Source organism: Streptomyces sp. Je 1-332 (assembly GCF_040730185.1).
Taxonomy (GTDB): Bacteria; Actinomycetota; Actinomycetes; order Streptomycetales; family Streptomycetaceae; genus Streptomyces.
Map to the genome: position 1 here is coordinate 3,443,534 of NZ_CP160402.1, position 23,256 is coordinate 3,466,789.

A 23,256-nucleotide genomic window follows, 5' to 3' on the forward strand; every position below is an offset into this window, starting at 1 on the left:
CCTGGTACGCGGAGTCCACCGGCGGCCATTTTGGGGCCATGACGCCCAGCCAGCCTCCCCAAGTGCCCGTCACCGAGCGTGTGTTCGCCCAGCGATTCAGCTCCACTTCACGGGGGGCCCGCCTAGCCCGGCACCTCACCCTGCACCGGCTCGACGCATGGGGCATCCCGTACGACTCCGACGCCTCGGACACCGCCGCCCTGCTGGTGGCCGAGCTGGCAGCCAACGCCGTCGCCCACGGCCGCGTTCCCGGCCGTGACTTCGAGATGCGGCTCAGCCTCGACGCGTACACCCTCCGCATCGACGTGTCGGACCCACGCGGTGAGCGTCGCCCCGACGGGGCGGGAGCCGCCGAGGCCCCGTCGGCGTGGGCGGAGGGCGGGCGCGGACTGTTGCTCGTAGAGGCACTGGCCGACCGGTGGACCGTCCTGGACCGCCTGCCCATCGGCAAGACGGTCCGCGCCGAACTGGACCTGCGTCCTCGTTGACCGCGCCTGGACATCGCCAGCCCTTATCGGAGCGTGCTGAACCAGCGCACCACCTCCGCTGTTCCCCGCACGTTCGAGCCGAGGTGCCGTGACTTCTGGTGGTCGACGGCGCCGAGGTCGACGACCGGCACCCCGATTCCCCTCTTCCGGAAGTCCGCGGCGCAGTTGGCCGTGTTCCGGACGGTCGCCTGCTCGTCGCCCTGCGCCATGTAGAGCCGGGTCGGGGCCTCGGGCTTCCAGTCCTTGCACACGCTGTCGGTCGCCCGCAGTCCGGCCGCGAGGCCGCCCTTCGGGCTGGCCAGCAGATCGCGTCCGTACGGCGTCAGCAGTTCGTCCAGCGTGCGGGGCAGTGCGCTGATCATCTGCGGGCCGGTGTGCATACCGTCGAAGAGTTCTTCCACGGCGGGGTCGCGGAACACCTCGCCCGGGTTCTCGTACACATCGTGGACGCGGTCGAAGGCGACCAAGGTGTACGCGGCGTACGCCATGCTCGACCTCGGCTCCAACTCGCCGTCGTCCGCGAGCAGCGCCGGGATCTCCGCACCTGCGAAGTCGTAGGCCCCGCTGATGGGGGCGAGGGCACCGAGTCTGAAGTGCCGGTCCTCGCCCGCCTGGAGGGCCCTGCCGAGCCCGAGCGCGGCCGACGCACCCTGTGAGAAGCCGGTGACCAGGACGTCACGGTCCAGGGTGCGTCCGGTACGCGGTGTGAACTGCCGGGCGGCGCGGAGCAGATCCAGGGAGGCCGTGGTCTCGGACGGCACGTCCATCCAGGGATGCTTGCCGGGGCCTGTGCCCATGCCGAGGTAATCGGGTGCGACGGTGGCGAAGCCTGCGGAGGCGTACGTGATGGAGGGGCCGGTCAGGAACACCTTCCGCTGCATCGAGGGCGCGTCGATGCGGTGGACGCCGGTGCCGTGGGCGAACGAGACGGTGGGAAGACGTCCTTGGACCCCGCGGGGGAGGGTGAAAAGACCGCTTGCAGTGGTGGGTCGGCCCTTGGCGTCGATGGTGCGGTAAACGAGGCGGTAGGCGTCCACGCCGTGGCGGGCGGCGCCGGGGTCGTACCCGGAGGAGGTGAGCTCGGCTGCGGAGTCCTTGCGTGACGTGAGGGTGTAGAGCAACTCGGCGGAGAGCAGCGTGCCGCGCTGAGGGGCAGCCGTGGAAGAGGGAGCGGTAGCTGTCCGTGATTCGGCGGCGGCGACGCCCGCCCCGGCGAGGATCGTGGCGACGACGGTCGCGACTGTGGTGACTCGCAGGTGGCGGCGCGCGGTTCGGGCGACAGGCATGGAGTGTTCTCCCTCATCAGGTCCTGGCGATCTGAAGCGGGTTCAGCCTCCAACGGGAAGAGCGCTGGAGGCACTGGTGCCCACCCCCTGGTGTGGGGGAGGGGTAAGCCCCCCGGAGCGCCGGTTCCTGTTGCGTGTAGCTGCCCTCCGGTGGCGACATCACCTGAGGTTCCAGGCCCTCCCCGCATCGGCGAAGAACCCACGTGAGCCCGGCACTTCGCGCAAAGCCTCGTTGACCGCCCGCAAAAGCCCCTGCGCCCGCGGGTCCGCCGTAACCCCCTTCTCCATCCCGTTCGTCACATACCCGAAGCCCACCCCCGACTCCGGATCGGCGAAGCCGAGCGCTCCCCCGCGCCCGGGGTGACCGAACGAGCCGGGCCAAGGAGGGGCGACGCGCCCCCGTGCAGCATGTAGCCGAGCCCGAAGCGGGTGTTCACGATCAGGACCCGGTCCGCCCCTGCGGACGCCTCGCCTCGCGCCAGCGCCACCGTCTCCGGAGCGAACAACCGCGTCCCGCCCTCGACTTCACCGATCAGCGAGGCGTAGAACCGTGCCAGTGACGAAGCCGTCGCGATGCCGTTCGACGCGGGAAGGACCGCCGTCCGGTACGCCGGGTCGTTCTCGTCCGGCGACGGGGTGATCGCGCCGAAGGCCCGCTGGGTGAGGGAGTCGGGGTTCGCGCATGGCCGTGGATTCCCTAGCCGTTCACCTTCACCGTCTTCGGATCGAAGCCAAAGGGGAGTTCGAGCCGGTGCGCTCCCATCAAGGCCTCGTCGCCGAGCAGCTCTCCCGTCGGGCCGTCCGCCGCGATGACGCCCTCGCTCAGGATCAGGGCCCTGGGGCAGAGTTCGAGTGCGTAGGGCAGGTCGTGCGTGACCATGAGGACCGTCACGTCCAACGAGCGCAGGATGTCGGCCAGTTCGCGGCGTGAGGCCGGGTCCAGGTTCGAGGACGGTTCGTCGAGGACCAGGATCTCCGGCTCCATCGCGAGGACCGTCGCCACCGCGACCCGCCTGCGCTGGCCGAAGGAGAGGTGGTGCGGCGGGCGGTCCGCGAACTCCGCCATTCCCACCTGGGCAAGGGCCTTGTGGACCCTGGCCTCCAGCTCGGGGCCGCGCAGCCCGGCCGCCGCCGGGCCGAACGCCACGTCCTCCCGCACCGTCGGCATGAACAGCTGGTCGTCCGGGTCCTGGAAGACGATGCCGACCCGGCGCCTGATCTCTGCCATGTGCTTCTTGCCCACGGGGAGGCCGGCGACGGTGACCGTGCCCGCGCCGCCCGTCAGGATGCCGTTCAGGTGCAGGACGAGCGTCGTCTTGCCCGCGCCGTTCGGGCCGAGCAGCGCCACCCGCTCGCCACGGCCGATCCTTATGTCGACGCCGAAGAGCGCCTGGTGCCCGTCGGGGTAGGCGAAGGCGAGGCCCGAGACCTCCAGCGAAGCAGCGGTGTCCGTCACAGCATCCATCCCAACACGCAGACGACAAGAGCGGCGCCCGGCAGGGCGAAGGCGTACGTCCACTGTGCACGCGAGGCCGTGACCTCGTCGATCACCGGCATCGAACCGGCGTACCCCCGGCTGACCATCGCCAGGTGTACCCGCTCGCCCCTCTCGTACGAGCGGATGAAGAGCGCGCCCGCGGACTTCGCCAGGACGCCCCACTGGCGCACGCCCCGCGCCTCGAAACCGCGGGACTCGCGGGCGATCTTCATGCGGCGCATCTCGTCCGTGATCACGTCGCCGTACCGGATCATGAACGAGGCGATCTGGACGAGCAGCGGCGGCAGCTTCAGGCGCTGCAACCCGAGGAGCAGCGAGCGCAGTTCGGTGGTCGACGCGAGCAGGACCGATGCCGCGACGCCGAGTGTGCCCTTGGCCAGGACGTTCCAGGCGCCCCACAGGCCGTTCACGCTGAGGGACATGCCGAGTACGTCGACCCGCTCGCCCTCCGCCACGAACGGCATGAGCACCGCGAACGCCACGAACGGCACCTCGATGAGCAGCCGCTTGAGGAGGAAGGGGAGCGGAACGCGGGACGCGTACGCCACCACGCCCAGCAGCACCGCGTAGACGCCGAACGCCCACATGGCCTCGCGCGGCGTGGAGACCACCACGAGCACGAAGCAGAAGACCGCGGCCAGTTTGGTGTGCGGGGGCAGGGCGTGGACCGGTGAGTGGCCGGGGCGGTAGAGCCGGTGGGCGTGGCCCGCACCCATGTCAGGCTTTCTCGGGGGTCTCGGAGGTCTCGGAGACGGAAGCCGTGGACGCCGGGTCCGTGTCCGTCGAACGGCGGCGACGCAGCGCCCAGAAGACCGCCGAGCCCGCGACGACGGTGACACCGACGCCGATCACACCCGCGAGGCCGCCGGAGAGGCGGGCGTCGGTGATGTCCTTGACGCCGTAGTCGGCGAGCGGGGAGTCCGAGGTGGCGTGCTCCTCGGCCTTCTTGTCGATGCCCTTGTCGGCGGCGACCTTCTCCAGGCCGTCGGGGTTCGCGGAGGCGTAGAAGCTGACGAAGCCGGCGAGGACGAGGGAGGTGACCAGGCCCGCGATCCATACCTTGCGGTGCGAGCGGGCGGCGACGGGGGCGGGGGCGGGCTCCTCGGCCGGCTCCGGGGCGTCGACCAGTTCGCCGCCGACGCGGAGCTTGAGCTTCTGGGTCAGGCCGCGGGCGCCGTACACGAGGTCGGGGCGGACCGCGATGACGGCGCCGACGGTGAGTGCGGTGATGGCCGCCTCGCCGATGCCGATCAGGACGTGGACGCCGACCATGGCGGTGGCGACCTTGCCGATGGAGACGTCGGTCGTGCCGCCGAGCGCGTAGAGGAACGTGAAGGCGACGGCCGCGGCGGGCACGGAGATGAGCGCGGCGACGAAGGAGGATGCGGTGATGGAGCGGCGGCTGCGCGGGAGCACCTTCACCAGGCCGCGGAAGGTGAGATAGGCCACGACGGTGGTGACGACGGCCATGTCCGTGATGTTCACGCCGAGCGCGGTGAGGCCGCCGTCGGCGAAGAGGACGCCTTGCATGAGGAGTACGACGGACACGCACAGGACGCCCGTGTAGGGGCCGACGAGTATCGCGGCGAGGGCTCCGCCGAGCAGATGTCCGCTGGTCCCGGCGGCGACCGGGAAGTTCAGCATCTGCACCGCGAAGATGAAGGCGGCCACGAGGCCGGCCAGCGGCGCGGTCCGCTCTCCCCCACTCTCCGAGCGGGAGGTGCCCCCAAGTTCGCGCCGTGCGCCTCGGAGGCTGACGGCGACCGCCCCGGCGGCGATGACCCCGGTGACGGCGGAGACGGGTGCGTTGATGAATCCGTCGGGGACATGCATGCGCGCGCTCCTGGGCAGGACAGGAAGAGGAAGGCAGAGCGGATCGCTCGTGAACCGTTCAATGATAGTGCTCTATTGCGAACGGCTTGCAAGAGCGGTTCCTACCCAGCGCCTGTCCAGTTATCCCGGTCACTCCTGGAGCAGGAATCGGAATATATGGGACATTAGAGGGCAGAGCGCGTGGGATGGTGAGCGTGATGGTGAGGAGTTCGGCGATGTCCGCAGTAGAGCAGTTCGCACGTGCCCACGTCGTCACGGACTCCCCAGAGGACCAGCTCACCGTCCCCGCCGTCCTCCGGTACGACCCGGAGGCCGACCCGCAGGCGGTGCGGATCGGCCTCCCCGGTTCTCACGAAGGCTCCCACGAGTGGACGTTCGCGAGGCAACTGCTCGAACAGGGCCTGCGAGCCCCGACCACCAGCGGTGACGTACACATCTGGCCCTGTGGCCGGGTCCAGACGGTCATGGAGTTCCACTCGGCGCAGGGGGTGGCGGTCGTACAGTTCGACGCGTCGGCACTGATCCGCTTCCTGCGCCGCACATACGCCGCCACCCCAGTGGCCCACTGACCCTCCGCTCAGACGCGCGAGAGCTCCCGGTCCTCGTCCGACCCCGGGCGACCGGAGGCATCGAGGTCACGCAGCCCCTCGCCCTCCACATCGACATTCGGCAACGCCCGGTCCAGCCACCTCGGCAGCCACCACGCCTTCTTGCCGAGCAGCGCGAGCACCGCGGGGACCAGCGTCATGCGCACGATGAACGCGTCGAAGAAGACGGCGATCGCGAGCCCGAAGCCGATCATCTTGACCATCTGCTCGCTGGAGCCGATGAAGCCCGCGAAGACCGCCATCATGATCACCGCGGCGGCCGAGACCACCCGTGCACCGTGCCGGAAGCCGGTCACGATCGCCTGGCCGGGCCGCTCCCCGTGGACGTACGCCTCTCGCATGCGCGTCACGAGGAACACCTCGTAGTCCATCGCGAGGCCGAAGACGACGCCCACCATGAAGATCGGCATCATCGACATGATCGGGCCCGTCTGCTCCACGCCGAAGAGCGAGCCGAGCCAGCCCCACTGGAAGACCGCGACGACCGCGCCCAGAGCCGCGAGGACCGAGAGCAGGAAGCCGAGTGCCGCCTTGAGCGGGACCAGGACGGAGCGGAAGACGACGATCAGGAGGAGGAAGGCGAGGCCGACGACCAGGGCCAGGTAGGGCAGCAGGGCGTCGTTCAGCTTCTCGGAGACGTCGATGTTCATGGCCGTCGTGCCGGTGACCATGACGCTCGCGCCCGTGTCGGACTTGATCTCGCCGCCCGCGTCGCGGATCGCGTGCACGAGGTTCTCGGTCTCGATGCCGCTGGGCTTGGAGGACGGGACGACGCTGATGATCGCCGTGTCGCCCGCTTTGTTGATCATCGGCGGAGCGACCGAGAGGACGTCGTCGAGTCCGGAGATCGTCTTGGTGATCTCGCCTGCGGCGGCCTTCGGGTCGTCGCTTCCCTTGAGGTCGGCGACCGTCATCAGCGGGCCGTTGAAGCCGGGGCCGAAGCCGTCGGAGACCAGGTCGTACGCCTTGCGCTGGGTCGTGGACGTCGGCTGCGAGCCGTCGTCCGGGAGGCCCAGTTCGAGGGAGGAGACGGGCAGCGCCGCGGCGCCGAGGCCGATGACACCGACCAGCAGCACCGTCAGCGGGCGGCGCACGACGAAGCGGGCCCACCGGGTGCCGAGGTTGTCCTTCGGCTCGGCGTCCGCCGCGGCTTCGGCCTTCTTACGGCCGCCGCCGAGCACCTTGCTCTTCTCGCCCGTCGGCTTGACCCTCTTGCCCGCGTAACCGAGCAGCGCCGGGATCAGGGTGAGCGCGATGAGCACCGCGATGACCACCGTGCCCGCCGCCGCGAAGCCCATCTTGGTGAGCATCGGGATGTTCACCACGGCGAGGCCGACCAGCGCGATGACCACGGTGAGCCCGGCGAAGACGACGGCCGAACCAGCGGTCCCGACGGCACGCCCCGCCGCCTCCTCGCGGTCCCGTCCGTCGGCGAGTTCGCCCCGGAAGCGGGAGACGATGAAGAGCGCGTAGTCGATGCCGACCGCGAGGCCGATCATCATGGCGAGCGTGGAGGTCGTCGTCCCCAGGTCGAGCGCGCTGGCCAGCGCGGTGATCGTGGAGACACCGATGCCCACGCCGATCAGCGCGGTGAGCAGCGGCAGACCCGCCGCGATCAGCGAGCCGAAGGTGATGACGAGAACGACGGCGGCGACGGCGATGCCGATGATCTCGGTGGCCCCGGTCTCGGGCATCGCCTGCAGCGCGTCACCGCCGACCTCGACCGTCAGCCCGGACTCCCGCGCCTCGTCGGTCGTCTTCTCCAGCGCGTCACGGCTCTCGTCGGTCAGCTCCATCGAGGTGACCTCGTACGAGACCGACGCGTACGCCGTGGAGCCGTCCTTGCTGACCGTCTTGGTCTTGAAGGGGCTTTCCGCCCGCGCGACCTCGTCCGAACCGGACTTGAGCGCGGCGACGGTCTTCTCGATCTCGGCCTTGTTGGCCGAGTCGGTGATCTTCTCGCCGTCCGGCGCCTTGAAGACGACCTTGGCGCTCGCACCGTCCGCGCTGGCTTCGGGTGCGCGCTCCTCGAGGAGGTCGAAGGCCTTCTGGGCCTCCGTACCCGGAATGGAGAAGGAGCTGGACGCAGCGGTGGGCGCGGACGCGGCGCCGACTCCGGCGAGCGTCAGGAGCGCCACCCATATCAGGGCGACGAAGTGCCGTCGCCTGAAGGCGAGTCGGCCGAGTTTGTAGAGGAAAGTGGCCACGAGGGCGTACTCCCGGTCAGGTCGTGGTGTCTACAGGGCAGGGGGGATCAGCCCGACGACGTGAGCGGTCGCGTCAGGTGCAGGTGGTGAACTTGTCAGAGGTGCGGGTCAGACGCCGAGAGCGGGGAGGATCACGGCGTCGACGTAGGAACGGAGGAACTCACGGTCGACCGTGCGGTCCTCGATCAGGTCACGGGCGACGAAGCCGCCGACCATCATGTGGATGACGAAGTCCAACGCAGGGTTGTCCGGGGCCACTTCACCCCGCTCCACGGCCCTGCGCAGCAGTGCGTTCAGGCCGGTGATCTCCGGCTCGATGAGCAACTGCCGCAGCGCCTGGTGGAGTTCGGGATTTCCGTGGATGACGTGGAACAGGCTCCGCATCAGCGCGGCGTCCCGCTCCATCTGACAGTCGTCCGAACGGTTCGCCATTTCCAGCAGATCGCCGCGCAGGGATCCGGTGTCGATGTCCTCGATGGACACCGGCTTGTTGTGCCGCAGCGCCCTGGCGATCAGCTCGGGCTTGCTCCCCCACTGGCGGTAGAGGGTGGCCTTGCTGGATTTCGTGCGGGCCGCGATGGCGTCCATCGTGAGCGCTTCGTACCCGACCTCGCGGAGCAGGTCGAGCGCGGCCGCGTAGAGCTCGGCCTCGCGCTCGGGTGTGATCCGGCTGCGCCGCGCCGTTGCCGCCTCAGCCATGATCCCTCCGCCTGCCGGTCGCGTCCTTGTCGAAACTGTTGCGTACGCCATGACTGTACCCGCGGGCTTAACGAAACGAAACCGTTTCGTACGTGTGCTGCATCACGCACTCCCCGTGCCTTCCCACCCCCTGTACGAGTTGCCGCACCCCTCGCCCCGGAAAAGCATGGTGAAGTGACCGACGCGCGCGATGAAGCCCATGCTGACCACGCCTACCTGCGATTTCCGCACCTCAGCGGCGACCGTCTCTGTTTCGCGGCCGAGGACGATCTCTGGGTGGCACCGCTGAGCCCGGACGGAGCCCCCGCGGGCCGGGCCTGGCGGCTGACCGTCGACCGGACCAAGGTGAGCCATCCGCGCTTCTCGCCGGACGGCCGCCACATCGCGTACACGACATGGCGCAGCCTCGACCCGGAGATCCATCTCGCCCCGGTCGACGGCGGCCCGGCCCGGCGCCTCACCTATTGGGGCAGCACGGACACCCGGGTCTGCGGCTGGTCGCCGGACGGCGACATCCTCGCCGTCTCCTCGCACAATCAGCCCTTCTCGTACTTCTGCTGGGCCTACAGCGTGCCGACCGACGGATCACCCGGCGGCAAGCTGCCCTGGGGGCCCGTGTACGACATCGCGGTCAACGACATCGACGGTGAGCGCAAGACGCTCCTGCTGACCGGAAAGCCGCCGCACGAGCCCGCCGCCTGGAAGCGCTACCGCGGCGGGGCCATGGGCCGCCTGTGGGTGCACGGGGAGCAGATCCTGCCCGACCTCGACGGGCATCTGGACGCCCCGATGTTCGTGGACGGCAGGATCGCCTTCCTCTCCGACCACGAGGGCGTCGGCAACCTCTACTCCTGTCTGCCGGACGGCTCCGACCTGCGCCGGCACACCGACCACGACGCGTTCTACGCCCGGCACGCCTCCAGTGACGGCGCGCGCGTCGTCTACCAGTGCGCGGGCGACCTCTGGCTGGTGGACGACCTGTCCCCGGACTCCGTGCCGCACCGCCTCGACGTGCGGCTGGGCGGGCCGCGCGCCGGACGCCGGATCTACCAGGTGCCGGCCGCGCAGCACATCGACTCGCTCTCCGTGGACGCGACGGGCCGGGCCAGCGCCGTCGTCGTACGCGGCAGCCTGTACTGGCTCACGCACCGGGACGGGCCCGCCCGCACCATCACCGACACCCCGGGCGTGCGCGTGCGGCTGCCGGAGATGCTCGGCAAGGGCGGGCAGGTCGCCTACGTCACCGACGCGGAGGGCGAGGACGCCGTCGAGATCGCCTATCTGCCGCGCGCCAGCGGCGACCGCGCGCCGCGCAGGCTGGCGCAGGGGCAGCTCGGCCGGGTCCTCGAACTGCTCTCCGATCCCGAGGGCGAACGGCTCGCGATCGCCTCGAACGACGGTCGGCTCCTCCTCGTCGACGCCACCGAGGAGGGCGAGGGCGAGGTGACGGAGCTGATCCGGTCCGTCAACGGCCCCGTGCGTGACCTGGCGTTCTCGCCGGACGGCTCGTGGCTGACGTGGTCCCACCCCGGCATCGGGCGGTCCCTGCGGCACATCAAGATGGCCCGCATCGAGGGTCCTGGGCACCGCATCATCGTCGACGTCACCAACGGCCGCTTCGAGGACGAGAACCCGGTCTTCACCAGCGACGGCCGCTATCTCGCCTTCCTCTCCTGGCGCGGCTTCGACCCGGTCTACGACGTGCACACCGGCGACCTGTCCTTCCCGCTCGGCTGCCGCCCCTACCTCGTGCCCCTGTCGTCGGCGACCCCATCGCCCTTCGCGCTCTCCCCCGACGGCCGCCCGGCCGCGGGCGGACTCGACCCGGCCGACGGCCTGTCGCCCGCCGGGTCCGCCATCGTCGAGGTGGAGGGCCTGGAGAGCAGGGTGACGCCGTTCCCGGTCTCGGCGTCCAAGTACTCGGCCCTCCACCCCGTCAGCGGCGGCGGTCTCGTCTGGATGCGCTGGCCGATCTCGGGGGCGCTCGGCGAGACGTTCGCCAACCCGTCGGACACCTCGGGGCGGCCCACTCTGGAGTACTTCAACATCACCAAGGGCAAGAAGTCCGAACTGGTCGATCACCTCGACCAGTTCGCGCTCAGCGGCGACGGTTCGCGGCTCGTGGTGGTAGACGACGGCGATCTGCGCGCGGTGCCGTCGACGGAGTCCGGCGACAGCGACACGACCACCTGGATCGACCTGCGCCGCATCCTGCACGAGGTCGACCCCGCGGCCGAGTGGCGCCAGTCGTTCGACGAGGCGGGCCGCCTCATCCGGGCCTACTTCTGGGAGCCGCACATGTGCGGCATCGACTGGCCCGCGATCCTGGAGCAGTACCGGCCGCTGGTGGAACGGGTGGCCTCCCCCGACGAGTTCGCGGACCTGCTCCGCGAGGTCCTCGGCGAACTGGGCACCTCGCACGCGTACGTCTCCCCCGCTCGCCGCAACGAAGGCCCGCCGCACTACCAGCGGGCGATGGGTCTGCTCGGTGCCAACCTCGTCTGCCGGGACGGCAGTTGGATGGTCAAGCGCATCCTGCCCGGCGACTCGTCCGACTCCAAGGCGCGCTCACCGCTGGCGGGCGCGGGCATCCGTGAGGGCGCGGACCTCACGCACATCGACGGCCGCCCGGTGGACCCGGTGACGGGCCCCTTCCCGCTGCTCGCCGCCGCGGGCGGCACGACGGTGGAGCTGACGTTCCAGCCGGCGGAGGGGCAGGGCAGGTCGAGGAGGGTGGCGATCGTCCCCCTCATCAACGAACGCCCCCTGCGCTACCAGGACTGGGTGGCCAAACGGCGTGAAGTCGTACGGGAGTTGAGCGGGGGCAAGTGCGGATACCTGCACATCCCCGACATGGGCGGCTCCGGTTGGGCGCAGTTCAACCGCGACCTGCGCCTGGAGGTCTCGCTCCCGGCCCTGCTCGTGGACGTACGCGGCAACGCGGGCGGGCACATCAGCGAGCTGGTGGTCGAGAAGCTGACGCGGAAGATCCTGGGCTGGGACCTGACGCGTAACGCCCAGCCGGTGTCGTACGCGTCGAACGCGCCCCGGGGCCCGGTGGTGGCCCTCGCCGACGAGGCGACGTCCTCGGACGGCGACATGATCACGGCGGCCTTCAAGCTGCTCGGCCTGGGGCCCGTCGTGGGCCAGCGCACGTGGGGCGGCGTGGTGGGGATGACCGGGCGGCACGTGCTCGGTGACGGGACGATCATCACGGTGCCGATGAACGCGGGGTGGTTCGACGAGTACGGCTGGTCCGTGGAGAACCACGGCGTCTCCCCTGACCTGGAGGTGCTCCGCACGCCCCTGGACTGGGCGGAGGGACGCCACGCCCAGCTCGACGACGCGGTGCGGATCGCGCTGGACCTCCTGGCACAGCAGCCGGCGGCGGAACCACCGAGCCTCGACGACATCCCGGACCGCCACCGGCCGGCGCTGCCGCCGCGGGGGTAGGGGGCTTCGGCGGGCGTGACCGAGGTCGGCGTGCACCCGTAATTGATCGAAATGCGAGGTTCGCGCCCTCATGTAAGTCTGGTCGAGGCCCCTCCCACCTCACCCTCTAGGAGTGAACAAGCATGGGCATCAAGGACCAGTTCCAGGACAAGGCCAACGACCTCGCCGGCAAGGCGAAGGGCGCCATGGGCAGCGAGAAGGACGAGGCGAGCGAGCGCGCTTCGCAGGCCCGTGACGACGCGCGGGAGCGCGGCCAGCAGGCCCAGGAGGAGACGCGGGAGCGCTCCGCGAAGTCCCCGGACGAGGCACAGCGGGCTGCGCAGGAGCAGCAGGACAAGTTCAACCAGGACTACGACGCGTAACGCTGCGCTGAGCTTGAACCGTGGGACCCCTGGGACGCCGGGGGTCCCACTGCTGTGGGGGGGCGGGGTCATCTGCCTTGCTTGGGGCGGCCGCCTTCGTCTGCTGCTCGGTAGGGGGCGGGCGTCTTCGTCTGCTGCTCAGTAGGGGGCGGGCGTCTTCGTCTGCTGCTCGGTAGGGGGCGGGCGTCTTCGTCTGCTGCTCAGTGGGGCGGGTCCTGTCCCGCCGCTTCGCGGCGGATTTCCCCCACCCACCCACCCGTTACCCGGAGGCCGGACCCCACCCGCCGCACCACATGCGCCCCCCACCACGCGACACGACAACCGGCCCCCACCCGCCCCACCACAACGGCGCCCCACCCCACCCGTCACACCGCGGGGCAATCGGGTGGGTGGGCGGGAAAGATCCGCCGCGGAGCGGCGGGACAGGGACGCCCCCACGGCGGGCCAGGAGCCCCCGCACCCACGGCAGGGCAGGTGCCCCCGGGCCCCCGCCGGGACAGAAGCCAGCCCCCGGGCCCGCCGGGACAGAAGCCCCCGAACCCCCGAGCCCCCGCAGGGACGCCCCCGGCAGGGAGGCGCCCCGCCCACCGCCAGGTGGGAACTACCCCCCGGTACGGGCCTGTTCGTCGGCGGAGCCGCCCGCGCCCACGAGCCCCGTGGAGACCGAGCTCAGCCGGGGTTCGAAGCGCCGCATCTCGCGCTGCCCGACCGAGCCGATGACCCCCGGCAGGTATCCCCGGATGCCCTGCATCCCCCGCAGCCACCACTGCGCGTACACGTGGCTGGACCGGCGCTCGATCCCGGCGACGATCCGGTCGACGGCAGGACCCAGCGGGTACGTCTTGTTGGACGGCCACGGCAGCCGCTGCCGAAGCTCCCGCATGACGTCGTTCTCGTCCGCGCCCCGCACCATGTCCGTATCCGTCCAGGACAGGTAACCGACGCCCACCTTCACGCCCTTGTAGCCGACCTCGGCCCGCAGACAGTGCGCGTACGCCTCGACGCCCGACTTCGAGGCGCAGTACGCCGTCATCATCGGCGCCGGAGTGATCGCCGCGAGTGAGGCGATCTGCAGCAGGTACCCCCGGCTCTCCATCAGGACCGGCAGGAACGCCCGTCCCGTCACCGCGCTGCCGATGAGGTTGACCTCGATCACCCGGCGCCACGCGTCGGGGTCGGACTCGACGAAGGGACCGCCGTTGGCGACGCCCGCGTTGGCGACGACGATGTCGACCTTCCCGAACCGCTCCTTGACCTCCTGCGCGACCCGGGCCATCGCGTCATGATCCGTGACGTCCGCGTGCCAGGCCTCGGCCTCGGTGTGCAGCCGCCCGGCGACCTGCTTCAACTCGTCCGGCTCCAGGCCGACCAGCGCGACCTTCGCGCCCCGCGCCGACAGCTTGCGCGCGAGCAACTCCCCCACGCCACGCGCCGCCCCGGTGACGACCGCGACCTGACCCTCAAGGCTGACCTTGCTCATGCGCTGCTCCCTTCGAGCCCCTGGACCTGCTGATCGCCGACCCGTACGTACCTCTTCACGAGATCCCTGATCCCGTCCGATATCGCTTCCGGCGCCTCGACCGGCGTCATGTGACCGAGCCCCGGCAGCTCGGTGAGACCGAGCGAGTTCGGCAGCATCGCCGCGATCCGCCGCGCGCCCGCGACCGGCGTCATCCGGTCGGCGGTACCCGCGATGACCGCGGTCGGCACCGTCAACTCGAGGATCCCCGCGTCGAGTTCGAGCTCGTCGAGCACGTGCGACCAGCGGTAGCGCACCACCCTCGGGCACCCGTGCACGATCCGCGCGCACACGTCGACCCGCTCCGGGGGCGAACCGGCGCCCATCGTCGCGTACTTGAGGATCTTGCGGGCCATGGGCGTCACGGGACCCAGCGGCGCCTTCGCCCCGAGCACCGACCGCGTGAGCCGCGTCCGTATCCGCCCGGCCCGCATCGGCACCACGAGCGACTCGGCGACGAGCCGCGAACTCCCCGTGCTGCACAGCAGAACCGCCGCCGCGTGCTCCCGGAATCCGGGCCGCGTACTCGCGGCCATGATCGTCATGCCGCCCATGGAGTGCCCGGCCAGCACGGCCTGCTCCCCGGGCTCGAGAGTCGCCGCGAGCACCGCCTTCAGGTCGTCGGCGAGGGCAGTCGTGCTGTAACCCTCCACCCCCACCGGCGCGGCACTGCGACCGTGCCCCCGCTGGTCGTACGCGATCACCCGGTGATCGACGGCCAGTTCACGTATCTGCGCCGCCCAGAAGGCGGTCGAGCAGGTCCACCCGTGCGCGAGCACCACCGCGGGCGCGCCCTGCGGACCGTGCACCTCGACGTGCAGCGGCGCACCGTCCGCCGACACCACGGTCAGCTCCCGCGCGGCGGAGGGCGGCGCGAAGGGCCCGCTCGTCGTCACATGCGTCAGCCTGCTCATGCCCCCGCCTCGACCTTCTTCGCCTTACGGGACTTCGGCGACGCCGCGTCCACACTCACCCGGGGCGGCCGCACCACCTCGTACTCGGCGAGATCGACCCGCCGGGTGGCGGCGCGGAACTCGCTCGTCGTGCCCGGCCAGATCGTCGTGTTCACGCCGTTCTCGTCGAGGTACCAGCTGTTGCAGCCGCCGGTGTTCCACACGGTGCGCTTCATGCGCTCCTGCACCTTGTCGTTCCAGGCGTCCACGGCGCCGGCACGCACGGCGAGCGCGGCCCGGCCACCCAGCACGTCCAACTGCCGCATGTAGTCGGCGAGATAGTTCAGCTGGGACTCGATCATCAGGATCATCGAGGAGTTGCCAAGACCCGTGTTCGGGCCGATGACCGTCATGAAGTTCGGGAAGCCCGCGGCGGTCGCGCCACGCAGGGACTTCATCCCGTCCTTCCAGGACTCCATCATCGTCCCGCCGTCGGCGCCCACCACACGGTTGGCGATCGGCATGTCCGTCACATGGAACCCCGTACCGAAGATGATCGCGTCGACCTCGGTCTCGGTGCCGTCCGCCGCGACGACGGTGTTGCCGCGCACCTCGCTGAGCCCGCTGGCGACGACGTCGACATTGGGCTGCGCGAGCGCCGGGTAATAGGTGTTGGAGAGCAGGATCCGCTTGCAGCCGATGCGGTACGACGGTGTCAGCTTGGCCCGCAGCGCCGGGTCCTTGATGGCGCGTGCGATGTTGCGCTTGGCCAACTGCTCGACCGCACCGAGCTCGTTCGGCCGCTTGGTGAACGCCTGGACCTGCAACTCCCGTATGCCCCACAGGATTCCGCGCCGGGCCTGCGTGGTGAACGGCAACTGGCGGTGCAGCCAGCGCTCCGCCTTGCTGATGGCGCGGTCCATACGCGGCATCACCCAGGGCGGGGTGCGCTGGAAAAGGGTCAGCCTGCCGACCTCGCGCTGGATGGCGGGCACGATCTGGATGGCGGAGGCGCCGGTGCCGATCATCGCCACGCGCTTGCCGCGCAGGTCGTAGTCGTGGTCCCAGCGGGCGGAGTGGAAGACCTTGCCCTCGAAGGTGTCGAGGCCCGGGATGTCCGGGAGCTTGGGGTCGGAGAGCGGCCCGGTGGCGGAGACGACGACGTCGGCGGTGAGGGTGCCGTTGCTGGTCTCGATCTCCCACCACAGCCGGTCGGCGTCCCAACGCAGCAGCTTCACCTCGGTGTTGAGGCGGATGTGCGAACGCAGGCGGAAGGTGTCCGCGACCTGCTCCAGGTACTCCTGGATCTTCCCCTGGCCCGAGAAGGTGCGGGGCCAGTCGGGGTTGGGCGCGAAGGAGAACGAGTACAGGTGCGAGGGCACGTCGCACGCGCAGCCCGGATAGCTGTTGTCGCGCCAGGTGCCGCCCACGGCGGCGGCCCGCTCCAGGACGACGAAGTCGGTGACGCCTTCGCGGCGCAGCCGGACCGCGGCGCCGAGCCCGCCGAACCCGGACCCGATCACCGCCACCCGCACATGCTCGCGCCCGTCCTCCTGTCCGCGCCCTTGTCCGCCGTCCTGCTCGCGCCCCTGCTCGCGCTCCCGCTGGCGCTCGTCCTCGGCCATGCCGCCGCCTCCCGAACTGCATCACGACTCTGCCAGTGACCACTGGCGCAATTGGGAGACTAGAACAGCTGCGTACTGATGGGTAGGGGTTCGGCGTCGCGAGTTACCGCCGGTAGAGGCTCCACCCGTTACCGGCGGCAGAACACGCGCACGATCCACCAGCACATAGGCTGCTTCCGTGGCAGAAACACGCGAGTACCGCATGGAGGAGCTGGCCAAGGTCGCCGGCATCACGGTGCGCACCGTGCGCTTCTACCGCGAGCGCGGCCTGATCCCGCCACCCCGTCGCGAGGGCCGCATCGCCTGGTACGACGACCATCACCTGGCCAGGCTGCGCACGATCGCCGCGCTTTTGGAGCGCGGCCACACCCTGAGCGGCATCGCGGAACTCGCGGAGGCCTTCGAGAACGGCCGCGACGTCGGCGAACTCCTCGGCATCGGCGAATCCACCGAGGAGACCCCGGTCCGCCTCACCCCCGAGGAACTCGCCGACCACTTCGCGGGCGAGGTCACCCCCGAGAACCTCGCGGCGGCCATGGACCTCGGCTACCTCGGCACGGACGGCGACGAGATCGTCCACGTCAGCCGCCGCCTCCTGGATGTCTCATCGGCCCTGGTCCGCGAGGGCATCCCGCTGGCGGCGGTCCTGGAGGCGGGCCAGCGCGTGCGCGAACACGCCGACGCGCTGGCCGAGTTGTTCATCACCATCATCCGCACCCACACGCCCCCCGAGGCGGGCAACGTCAGCATCGACCGCCTGCGCCCGCTGGCGAAGAGCGTGGTCGAGGCGGAACTGTCGATGGCGTTGGACCGCCGCTTGGCGTCGGAGAAGCCGGAAGATGTCTAGCCGGTCCGGTGACACATCCAGCCCGTCCGGCGTTTGAGGACCGGGGTCTGGGGCGGAGCCCCAGTCCTACCTCGGCAGGAACCACCGAGCCTTGTAGATCCCGCCCCCGACCAACTCGTACTCCCCCCGCGGCCGATGGACACTCACCCTCGTCGTCCACCAGGTCTCCTCAAGGCCGCTCTCCGGCACGGTGGAGATGACCTGCCCCGTGCGCGGATCGTTGCCGACGCCCTTCACCGACTTCCGGGAGATCTCATCCGCCCCCGCGAAGTCCTGCACAAAGGCCCGGCCCCCGATGTCGTACTGGAAGACGGACGCGTTCGTCGTCACCCAGAGCCGCCCCCGGCGCCCGGCCACGGGGAAGAGATCATGCCCGCCGGGTGTCTTGCCAGGCGTCCCGACCGGCAGCCCGACCGAGGACCGGCGCCGCAACGTCGGCCGCGCCCGCGTCCCACCCACCTTGTACGTGACCAACTCGTCGTCACCGATGGCCCACAGCACCTCGCGCGCACCGTCCCAGTGCAGCCCGTGCGCACCCTTCAGCTCCGCCTCGGCATACCGCGACGCGTCCGGCCCCTGCGACGCCGCGTACAGCCTGACCAGCGCACCCGTACTGCACGCCACCGCGACGTTGCCGTCCGGCAGGATCTCCGCGCTGTGCGGGTTGAAGAGGTCGTCACCCGCACCTATCGCCGTACCCCAGTAGCGCCTGCCCGAGGGGTAGTCGACGACAGCCACGAATCCGAAGGACGCCGTGGTCAGGACGTACGTACGCCCCTTGTGCCTGCGCACCTTCGACTCGCTCGGATACACCCAGCTGTACTCCGGCCGGAGGTCCTCGTACCCCTCGTACCGCGTCGGCGAGAACGCCCACCGCACGACGGATGGTTCGTGCTCCGGGTCCCAGACCCTGCGCCGCGGATCGAGCACGAGGATCTGCTGGGTCGCCTGCTCGGTGAGGAGTACCGGCGGGGTGCCCCGGGGCACTCCCCCGGTGGCAGGCGCGGGGGACGCGGCGGCAGCCGGCAGACCCGAACCGATCCCGATCCCCGCCCCGACCCCCGCGCCCAGAGCCCCGAGCAGCACATTCCGACGTGACGGTCTCGACATACCGGACATGAAGTCTCCCCCACACGGCTGACAGTTGAGACATTGTCAGGTACGCGCTCGCAACATGCCATGGCGCCGCGCGGCATCACATGTCGTAGACCACCGTGACGGGCGCATGATCCGACCACCGCTGCTCATGCGTGGCCGCCCGCTCCACGAACCCCTTGACCGCACGCTCCGCGAGCCCCGGCGTCGCCACGTGGTAGTCGATCCGCCAGCCCGTGTCGTTGTCGAAGGCGCGCCCCCGGTAGGACCACCAGGAGTAGGGACCCTCGACATCGGGATGCAGCGCCCGCACCACGTCGACGTAGCCGCCGCTCTCGTTCTCGAAGACCTCACTGAGCCAGGCACGCTCCTCGGGCAGGAAGCCCGAGTTCTTCTTGTTGCCCTTCCAGTTCTTGAGGTCGGCCTCCTGGTGCGCGATGTTCCAGTCGCCGCAGACCACGACCTGGCGCCCCTCGGCGGCGGCCCGCTGCTTGAGCCCCTTCAGGTACGTGAGGAACTCCCCCATGAAGCGGACCTTCTCGTCCTGCCGGTCCGTGCCGACCTCGCCGGACGGCAGATACAGGCTGGCGACCGTGACGCCGGGCAGATCGGCCTCGACGTAACGCCCACTGGCGTCGAACTCCTCCGACCCGAACCCCACCTGCACGCGATCCGGCTCACGCCGCGTATAGAGGGAGACGCCCGCGCGCCCCTTGGCGGCGGCCGGCGCGTGCACGACGTGCCAGCCCTCGGGCGCTCGCACCTCATCCGGCAGCTGCTGCGGCTCGGCCCGCACCTCCTGGAGGCAGAGCACGTCGGACGAGGTCTCGGCGAGCCACTCGACGAAGCCCTTCTTGGCGGCGGCGCGCAGCCCGTTCACATTCACAGAGGTCACTTGGAGCATCCCGGAACGATACCGGCACCAGGCACACTGAAAACGGATACCCGCACACCATCGCATAGAAGTACGATACTCCGCATGACTATTCAGCCCGCGCCGCAGCATCCCTCCGTCGAGCTGCGCCCCACCCCCTTCGACCATCCCGACGCGGTCAAGCTGAACGACCGCGTCCAGCTCGAATACGCGGAGCGGTACGGCGACGAGGGCGACGTCACACCCCTCGACCCGGCCATGTTCGCGGCCCCGCGCGGTCTGTATCTCGTCGCGTACGACGAGACCGGCACCCCGGTGGCCACCGGCGGCTGGCGCGGCCACGAGGAGAACGACGAGGGTTACGCGAACGGTGACGCCGAGATCAAGCGCATGTACGTCACCCCGGAGGCCCGCGGCCTCGGCCTGGCCCGCCGCATCCTCGCGGCCCTGGAGGACCACGCGCGCGCGGCGGGACGTACGCGCATGGTCCTGGAGACGGGCACGAAGCAGCCGGAGGCGATAGCCCTCTACGCGTCGACCGGCTACACCCCGGCCCCCTCGAAGTTCGGCCACTACCGCTTCGAGGACCTGAGCCGCTGCTACGTGAAGGCCCTGTAGTTCGCCGGCGCCTCCACCCCGGACACAGCAAAGATCCCGCCCGGTTCGAAGAACCGGACGGGATCTCATGTGCAGTGGACCTGTGGGGATTTGAACCCCAGACCCCCTCGATGCGAACGAGGTGCGCTACCAGACTGCGCCACAGGCCCTTGCAACGAGTGAAACTCTAGCATCCCGATCCGGGTGCTCGGAAATCCGTTCCTGGCTGGTCAGGCCTCACTCGTTGGCGGCCCGCGGCCGCTCCCCGTCCTCGTACTGATCGAAGAGGGGCGTACGGCCGCGTTCGCGGGCCCTGCGCGCGGAAGCCGCACGGCGTGCGTCGCTGCGCCCACCGCCTCCGTCCGCGCCCTGGGCACCCTCGGCGCCTTGCGCGTCGGCGTCGTAGTCGGCGTACTCGCTCTCGTCCGTCTCGCCCCGCGCCTCGTCGGCGGTGGGCTCGACGGAGCTCGACCGCGCCGAGCTCCAGGCGTCGGGTGCGCCCAAGTCGACGTCGCCGGTGGCTCGCGGGGCGACCGGGGCGGTCACGTACGTGGGCAGGGGTACCGGTACCGGGTCCCAGCTGTCGCCGTGACCCGGGCGGCGCTGGCGCTCACGCTGCTGGTCCACCCACTCCGCGTGGTCGGTCTGCTCGACCAGGGCGCGGCGGTCGGCGGCGAGTGCGGAAAGACCGGTCTCCGTCTCGGTGGCCGGTCCCTCCTCCGGGTCGTCGACCACGGCGTCCGCGCCGCCCGACGCGCGCCGGCGCGGCTGACGGTCCCGCAGCCGCTGCGCGGCGACCTCGGCCCTGCGCCGGTCCATGGTGTAGGTGAAGCGGCGCCGCTCCTGGCCCCGCAGATACACGATGTACGCGCTCAGGAGCGCGGCCGGCGCCGCGGGCGCCCAGAGGAACGCGAGCCCTCCGACGGCGGCGACGACCGTGCCGATCGTGAAGGCGATGAAGAGCATCACCGTCGTACGCCGTCGGCGCGCGAGCACCTTCGTGCGCCGGGCGCGCGCGGCGGCTTCCGCCGACGCGGCCCGCTGGGCGGGCGACTGCTGGGGCCGCGCTCCGTGCGGGGCCGAGGACGGGACCGGGGTCGGGACCGGTGCCGGAGGCTTCGCGGGATGCGACTGAGGGTGCGCCTGGTGAGGGTGCGCCTCGTGCCGTGCCGGAGGCTGCTGTGCCTGGGGTTTGACCGGCGCCTTGTCCTGCGGCTCCGGCCGCTCTTCCTGGCCGCCCTGTCGATGCGGGGGCGCGACGAAGGCCCGGACGTCCACCGAGCCGGTGGCGTTGTCCGGGTCGCGCGACTCCTCCTCTTCAGGCGAGCGCGCTTGCAGGTCCTTGGCGTACCGGCGCTCCATCCCCGCTCGTCCGGACAGGAGCCGGATGGCGGTGCTGAAGCGTTCCGTCGGACGGGCTTCATTGAGCTCGTCCTGCCTACGGAGCCACATCGGCACCAAGTAGGCGGCCCAGGCCCCGACGATGACTGCGTAGATGAGGCCGCTGCTGCTCACGCCTCACACGGTAGAGGGGTTTGCTTGAGGCCATCTGCCAATTGAGCCGGTGTGTCGCACGATCTGGCTGATATCTCGAACTTTTTTTGTGACTGGTGCGATCAACAGGCCACCGGGACCGTGAAATTAATGCCTCAGAGGGACCAAGTCGGGCCCCAGACGGTCGATCACCGATCAATTTCAAACACTTATTCTATTTACGCGGTGTTCCGAGGTCGTGCCTGGTGCCAGCGCCGGAGCAACCCTTCCGGTACCTCTTCCGCGGTGAGCGCGAAGACAAGATGATCGCGCCAGGCGCCGTCGATGTGGAGATAGCGTGGACGAAGTCCCTCCTCGCGGAATCCGAGTTTCTCCACGACCCGCCGACTCGGCCCGTTCTCGGGGCGAATACAGACCTCGATACGGTGCAGCCCGACGGACCGGAAGCAATGGTCCACCGCGAGAGCGACGGCGGTCGGCATCACGCCGCGGCCCGCGACCGACTGGTCGACCCAGTAGCCGACATGGCCCGAGCACATCGATCCCCAGGTGATCCCGGCGACCGTCAACTGCCCCACGAGCCGCCCCTGGTACTCGATCACGAAGGGCAGCATGCGCCCGGCGTGCGCCTCGGCGCGCAGATGCCGGACCATCTGACGGTACGTCGGGCGGTGCACGATCGGGCCGCTGGGCGTGGGCGGCGGGATGGTCGCCTCCCAGGGGCGCAGCCAGTCCCGGTTGCGCCGGTTGACCTCACGCCAGGGCCGCTGGTCGCGCATCTTTATCGGACGGAGGGCGACGTCGCCGTCCGTCAGCTCGACGGGCCAGGAAGGGCTGTTCAGCTCGCACCACCCGGGGGTCTGGGGTGGTCGCCGCCCCGGAGCTGCTCGACGGCGTGCGTGAGGAGGGGTTCGAGGACGGCGATGCCGTCCCGTACGCCGCCGGTGGAGCCCGGCAGGTTCACGATGAGGGTGCGGCCCGCGACCCCGGCCAGACCGCGGGACAGCGCGGCCGTGGGGATCTTCTCCCTGCCGTACGCGCGGATCGCCTCCGGGATGCCGGGCACCTCGTGGTCGATGACGGCGCGGGTGGCCTCGGGGGTGCGGTCGGTGGGCGAGATGCCGGTGCCGCCTGTGGTGAGGATCACGTCGAACCCGGCGTCGGCTCCGGCGCGCAGGGCCTGCTCGACGGGGTCTCCGTCGGGGACGACCTGGGGGCCTTCGACCTCGAAGCCGAGCGCGGCAAGCGCCTCGGCGATGATCGGGCCGCCCCTGTCGGCGTAGACCCCGGCGGCCGCGCGGTTGGAGGCCGTGACGACGAGTGCACGGTAGGCGGTCATGCGCCGACTCCTTCGCGGCTCCAGTCCCCGGACTTGCCGCCGGTCTTCTCCTCGACGCGTACGTCCGTGATGACCGCGCCCTTGTCGACGGCCTTGACCATGTCGATCACCGTGAGGGCGGCGACGCTCACCGCGGTGAGCGCCTCCATCTCGACACCGGTGCGGTCCGTCGTCTTCACCGTGGCGAGGATCTCGACGGCGTCGTCCGCCACGGAGAGGTCGAGTTTCACTCCGGAGACGGCCAGCGGATGGCAGAGCGGGATCAGGTCGGGGGTGCGCTTGGCGCCCATGATGCCCGCGATCCGCGCGGTGGCCAGGGCGTCACCCTTGGGCACGCCCTCGCCCCGCAGCAACTCGATCACGCGGGGCGAGACCAGGACGCGGCCACTGGCGCGGGCGGTGCGCGCCGTCACGTCCTTCGCGGATACGTCGACCATGCGGGCGGCGCCCGCTTCGTCGATGTGCGTCAGTCGCTGCTCGGTACTCATGTGCTGTGGCGCTCCCGGTCCGGGCCCTCCGGCGGTGCGGCGCAGGGGGGC

The 23,256-nt window shown here is 70.5% G+C and carries 21 protein-coding genes, 1 tRNA gene and 1 pseudogene; 6 read left to right on the top strand and 17 right to left on the bottom strand.

Features of this window, described 5'->3' with window-relative positions:
• Positions 1-38: 38 nt before the first annotated feature.
• Positions 39-488, top strand: a complete 450-nt coding sequence (locus ABXJ52_RS15480) for an ATP-binding protein (RefSeq protein ID WP_367042799.1) — start codon at positions 39-41, stop codon at positions 486-488.
• 23 nt (positions 489-511) lie between these two features.
• Here the strand turns inward: ABXJ52_RS15480 and ABXJ52_RS15485 are convergent, their stop codons facing one another.
• The 5 genes and pseudogenes from ABXJ52_RS15485 to ABXJ52_RS15505 form a co-directional block, all read right to left on the bottom strand.
• A complete protein-coding gene (locus ABXJ52_RS15485) occupies positions 512-1,774 on the bottom strand; it encodes a lipase (protein ID WP_367042801.1) in 1,263 nt (420 codons plus the stop codon).
• Between the two features lie 159 nt (positions 1,775-1,933).
• Positions 1,934-2,188, bottom strand: a pseudogene (locus tag ABXJ52_RS15490) (hypothetical protein); the annotation flags it as partial.
• Between the two features lie 283 nt (positions 2,189-2,471).
• Entirely contained in the window at positions 2,472-3,239 is a 768-nt protein-coding gene (locus ABXJ52_RS15495) for an ABC transporter ATP-binding protein (protein ID WP_367042803.1), read from the bottom strand.
• Positions 3,227-3,988, bottom strand: a complete 762-nt coding sequence (gene cbiQ / locus ABXJ52_RS15500; protein WP_367042805.1) for a cobalt ECF transporter T component CbiQ — start codon at positions 3,986-3,988, stop codon at positions 3,227-3,229. Before cbiQ ends, ABXJ52_RS15495 begins: the two co-directional genes overlap by 13 nt.
• Position 3,989: 1 nt before the next feature.
• The gene (locus tag ABXJ52_RS15505) at positions 3,990-5,105 is read right to left on the bottom strand and encodes an energy-coupling factor ABC transporter permease (protein ID WP_367042807.1); all 1,116 of its coding nucleotides are present in this window, start codon (positions 5,103-5,105) and stop codon (positions 3,990-3,992) included.
• Between the two features lie 215 nt (positions 5,106-5,320).
• Here ABXJ52_RS15505 and ABXJ52_RS15510 point away from each other — a divergent pair, with 215 nt between their 5' ends.
• Positions 5,321-5,674: an SsgA family sporulation/cell division regulator gene (locus tag ABXJ52_RS15510; protein WP_367042809.1), complete on the top strand. Its 354-nt coding sequence runs from the start codon at positions 5,321-5,323 to the stop codon at positions 5,672-5,674.
• Between the two features lie 8 nt (positions 5,675-5,682).
• On the opposite strand, the gene ABXJ52_RS15515 is transcribed toward ABXJ52_RS15510, so the two are convergent.
• Both ABXJ52_RS15515 and ABXJ52_RS15520 read right to left on the bottom strand, forming a co-directional pair.
• Positions 5,683-7,920 (bottom strand): MMPL family transporter, encoded by a 2,238-nt coding sequence (locus ABXJ52_RS15515; RefSeq protein ID WP_367042811.1) that lies wholly within the window; start codon positions 7,918-7,920, stop codon positions 5,683-5,685.
• Between the two features lie 108 nt (positions 7,921-8,028).
• On the bottom strand, positions 8,029-8,619 hold the full coding sequence (locus ABXJ52_RS15520; RefSeq protein WP_367042813.1) for a TetR/AcrR family transcriptional regulator: 591 nt from the start codon (positions 8,617-8,619) through the stop codon (positions 8,029-8,031).
• Between the two features lie 174 nt (positions 8,620-8,793).
• Between ABXJ52_RS15520 and ABXJ52_RS15525 the strand changes: the two genes are divergently transcribed.
• Both ABXJ52_RS15525 and ABXJ52_RS15530 read left to right on the top strand, forming a co-directional pair.
• Positions 8,794-12,072, top strand: coding sequence for a S41 family peptidase (locus tag ABXJ52_RS15525; protein WP_367042815.1), 3,279 nt, complete (start codon positions 8,794-8,796; stop codon positions 12,070-12,072).
• Positions 12,073-12,194: 122 nt separating this feature from the next.
• Positions 12,195-12,434 (top strand): hypothetical protein, encoded by a 240-nt coding sequence (locus ABXJ52_RS15530; RefSeq protein ID WP_367042817.1) that lies wholly within the window; start codon positions 12,195-12,197, stop codon positions 12,432-12,434.
• Between the two features lie 601 nt (positions 12,435-13,035).
• On the opposite strand, the gene ABXJ52_RS15535 is transcribed toward ABXJ52_RS15530, so the two are convergent.
• From ABXJ52_RS15535 to ABXJ52_RS15545, 3 genes are read right to left on the bottom strand one after another with little or no spacing between them, the layout of a single operon-like run.
• A complete protein-coding gene (locus ABXJ52_RS15535; protein ID WP_367042819.1) occupies positions 13,036-13,914 on the bottom strand; it encodes an SDR family oxidoreductase in 879 nt (292 codons plus the stop codon).
• Positions 13,911-14,867, bottom strand: coding sequence for an alpha/beta hydrolase (locus tag ABXJ52_RS15540; protein WP_367042821.1), 957 nt, complete (start codon positions 14,865-14,867; stop codon positions 13,911-13,913). Before ABXJ52_RS15540 ends, ABXJ52_RS15535 begins: the two co-directional genes overlap by 4 nt.
• On the bottom strand, positions 14,864-16,471 hold the full coding sequence (locus ABXJ52_RS15545; protein ID WP_367042823.1) for an NAD(P)/FAD-dependent oxidoreductase: 1,608 nt from the start codon (positions 16,469-16,471) through the stop codon (positions 14,864-14,866). The genes ABXJ52_RS15540 and ABXJ52_RS15545 overlap by 4 nt, the downstream gene beginning before the upstream one ends.
• Before the next feature lie 202 nt (positions 16,472-16,673).
• On the opposite strand from ABXJ52_RS15545, the gene ABXJ52_RS15550 reads away from it, so the two are divergent.
• Entirely contained in the window at positions 16,674-17,318 is a 645-nt protein-coding gene (locus tag ABXJ52_RS15550; protein WP_367049083.1) for a MerR family transcriptional regulator, read from the top strand.
• A gap of 66 nt (positions 17,319-17,384) precedes the next feature.
• Here the strand turns inward: ABXJ52_RS15550 and ABXJ52_RS15555 are convergent, their stop codons facing one another.
• Both ABXJ52_RS15555 and ABXJ52_RS15560 read right to left on the bottom strand, forming a co-directional pair.
• Positions 17,385-18,437, bottom strand: coding sequence for a DUF6528 family protein (locus ABXJ52_RS15555; RefSeq protein ID WP_367042825.1), 1,053 nt, complete (start codon positions 18,435-18,437; stop codon positions 17,385-17,387).
• A gap of 76 nt (positions 18,438-18,513) precedes the next feature.
• Complete coding sequence (locus tag ABXJ52_RS15560; RefSeq protein WP_367042827.1) at positions 18,514-19,317, bottom strand: exodeoxyribonuclease III; 804 nt, start codon at positions 19,315-19,317, stop codon at positions 18,514-18,516.
• 75 nt (positions 19,318-19,392) lie between these two features.
• Here ABXJ52_RS15560 and ABXJ52_RS15565 point away from each other — a divergent pair, with 75 nt between their 5' ends.
• Positions 19,393-19,905: a GNAT family N-acetyltransferase gene (locus ABXJ52_RS15565; RefSeq protein WP_367042829.1), complete on the top strand. Its 513-nt coding sequence runs from the start codon at positions 19,393-19,395 to the stop codon at positions 19,903-19,905.
• A 75-nt stretch (positions 19,906-19,980) separates the two neighbouring features.
• Here the strand turns inward: ABXJ52_RS15565 and ABXJ52_RS15570 are convergent.
• The 5 genes from ABXJ52_RS15570 to moaC form a co-directional block, all read right to left on the bottom strand.
• Positions 19,981-20,054 (bottom strand) — tRNA-Ala (locus ABXJ52_RS15570).
• A gap of 67 nt (positions 20,055-20,121) precedes the next feature.
• On the bottom strand, positions 20,122-21,399 hold the full coding sequence (gene glpR, locus ABXJ52_RS15575; protein ID WP_367042831.1) for a gephyrin-like molybdotransferase receptor GlpR: 1,278 nt from the start codon (positions 21,397-21,399) through the stop codon (positions 20,122-20,124).
• Positions 21,400-21,596: 197 nt separating this feature from the next.
• Complete coding sequence (locus tag ABXJ52_RS15580; protein ID WP_272902883.1) at positions 21,597-22,220, bottom strand: GNAT family protein; 624 nt, start codon at positions 22,218-22,220, stop codon at positions 21,597-21,599.
• Positions 22,217-22,717 carry a MogA/MoaB family molybdenum cofactor biosynthesis protein gene (locus ABXJ52_RS15585; protein ID WP_367042833.1) on the bottom strand — a complete coding sequence of 167 codons (501 nt, stop codon included), beginning with the start codon at positions 22,715-22,717 and terminating at the stop codon, positions 22,217-22,219. The genes ABXJ52_RS15580 and ABXJ52_RS15585 overlap by 4 nt, the downstream gene beginning before the upstream one ends.
• A complete protein-coding gene (gene moaC, locus ABXJ52_RS15590; protein ID WP_367042835.1) occupies positions 22,714-23,205 on the bottom strand; it encodes a cyclic pyranopterin monophosphate synthase MoaC in 492 nt (163 codons plus the stop codon). Before moaC ends, ABXJ52_RS15585 begins: the two co-directional genes overlap by 4 nt.
• Positions 23,206-23,256 lie beyond the last annotated feature (51 nt).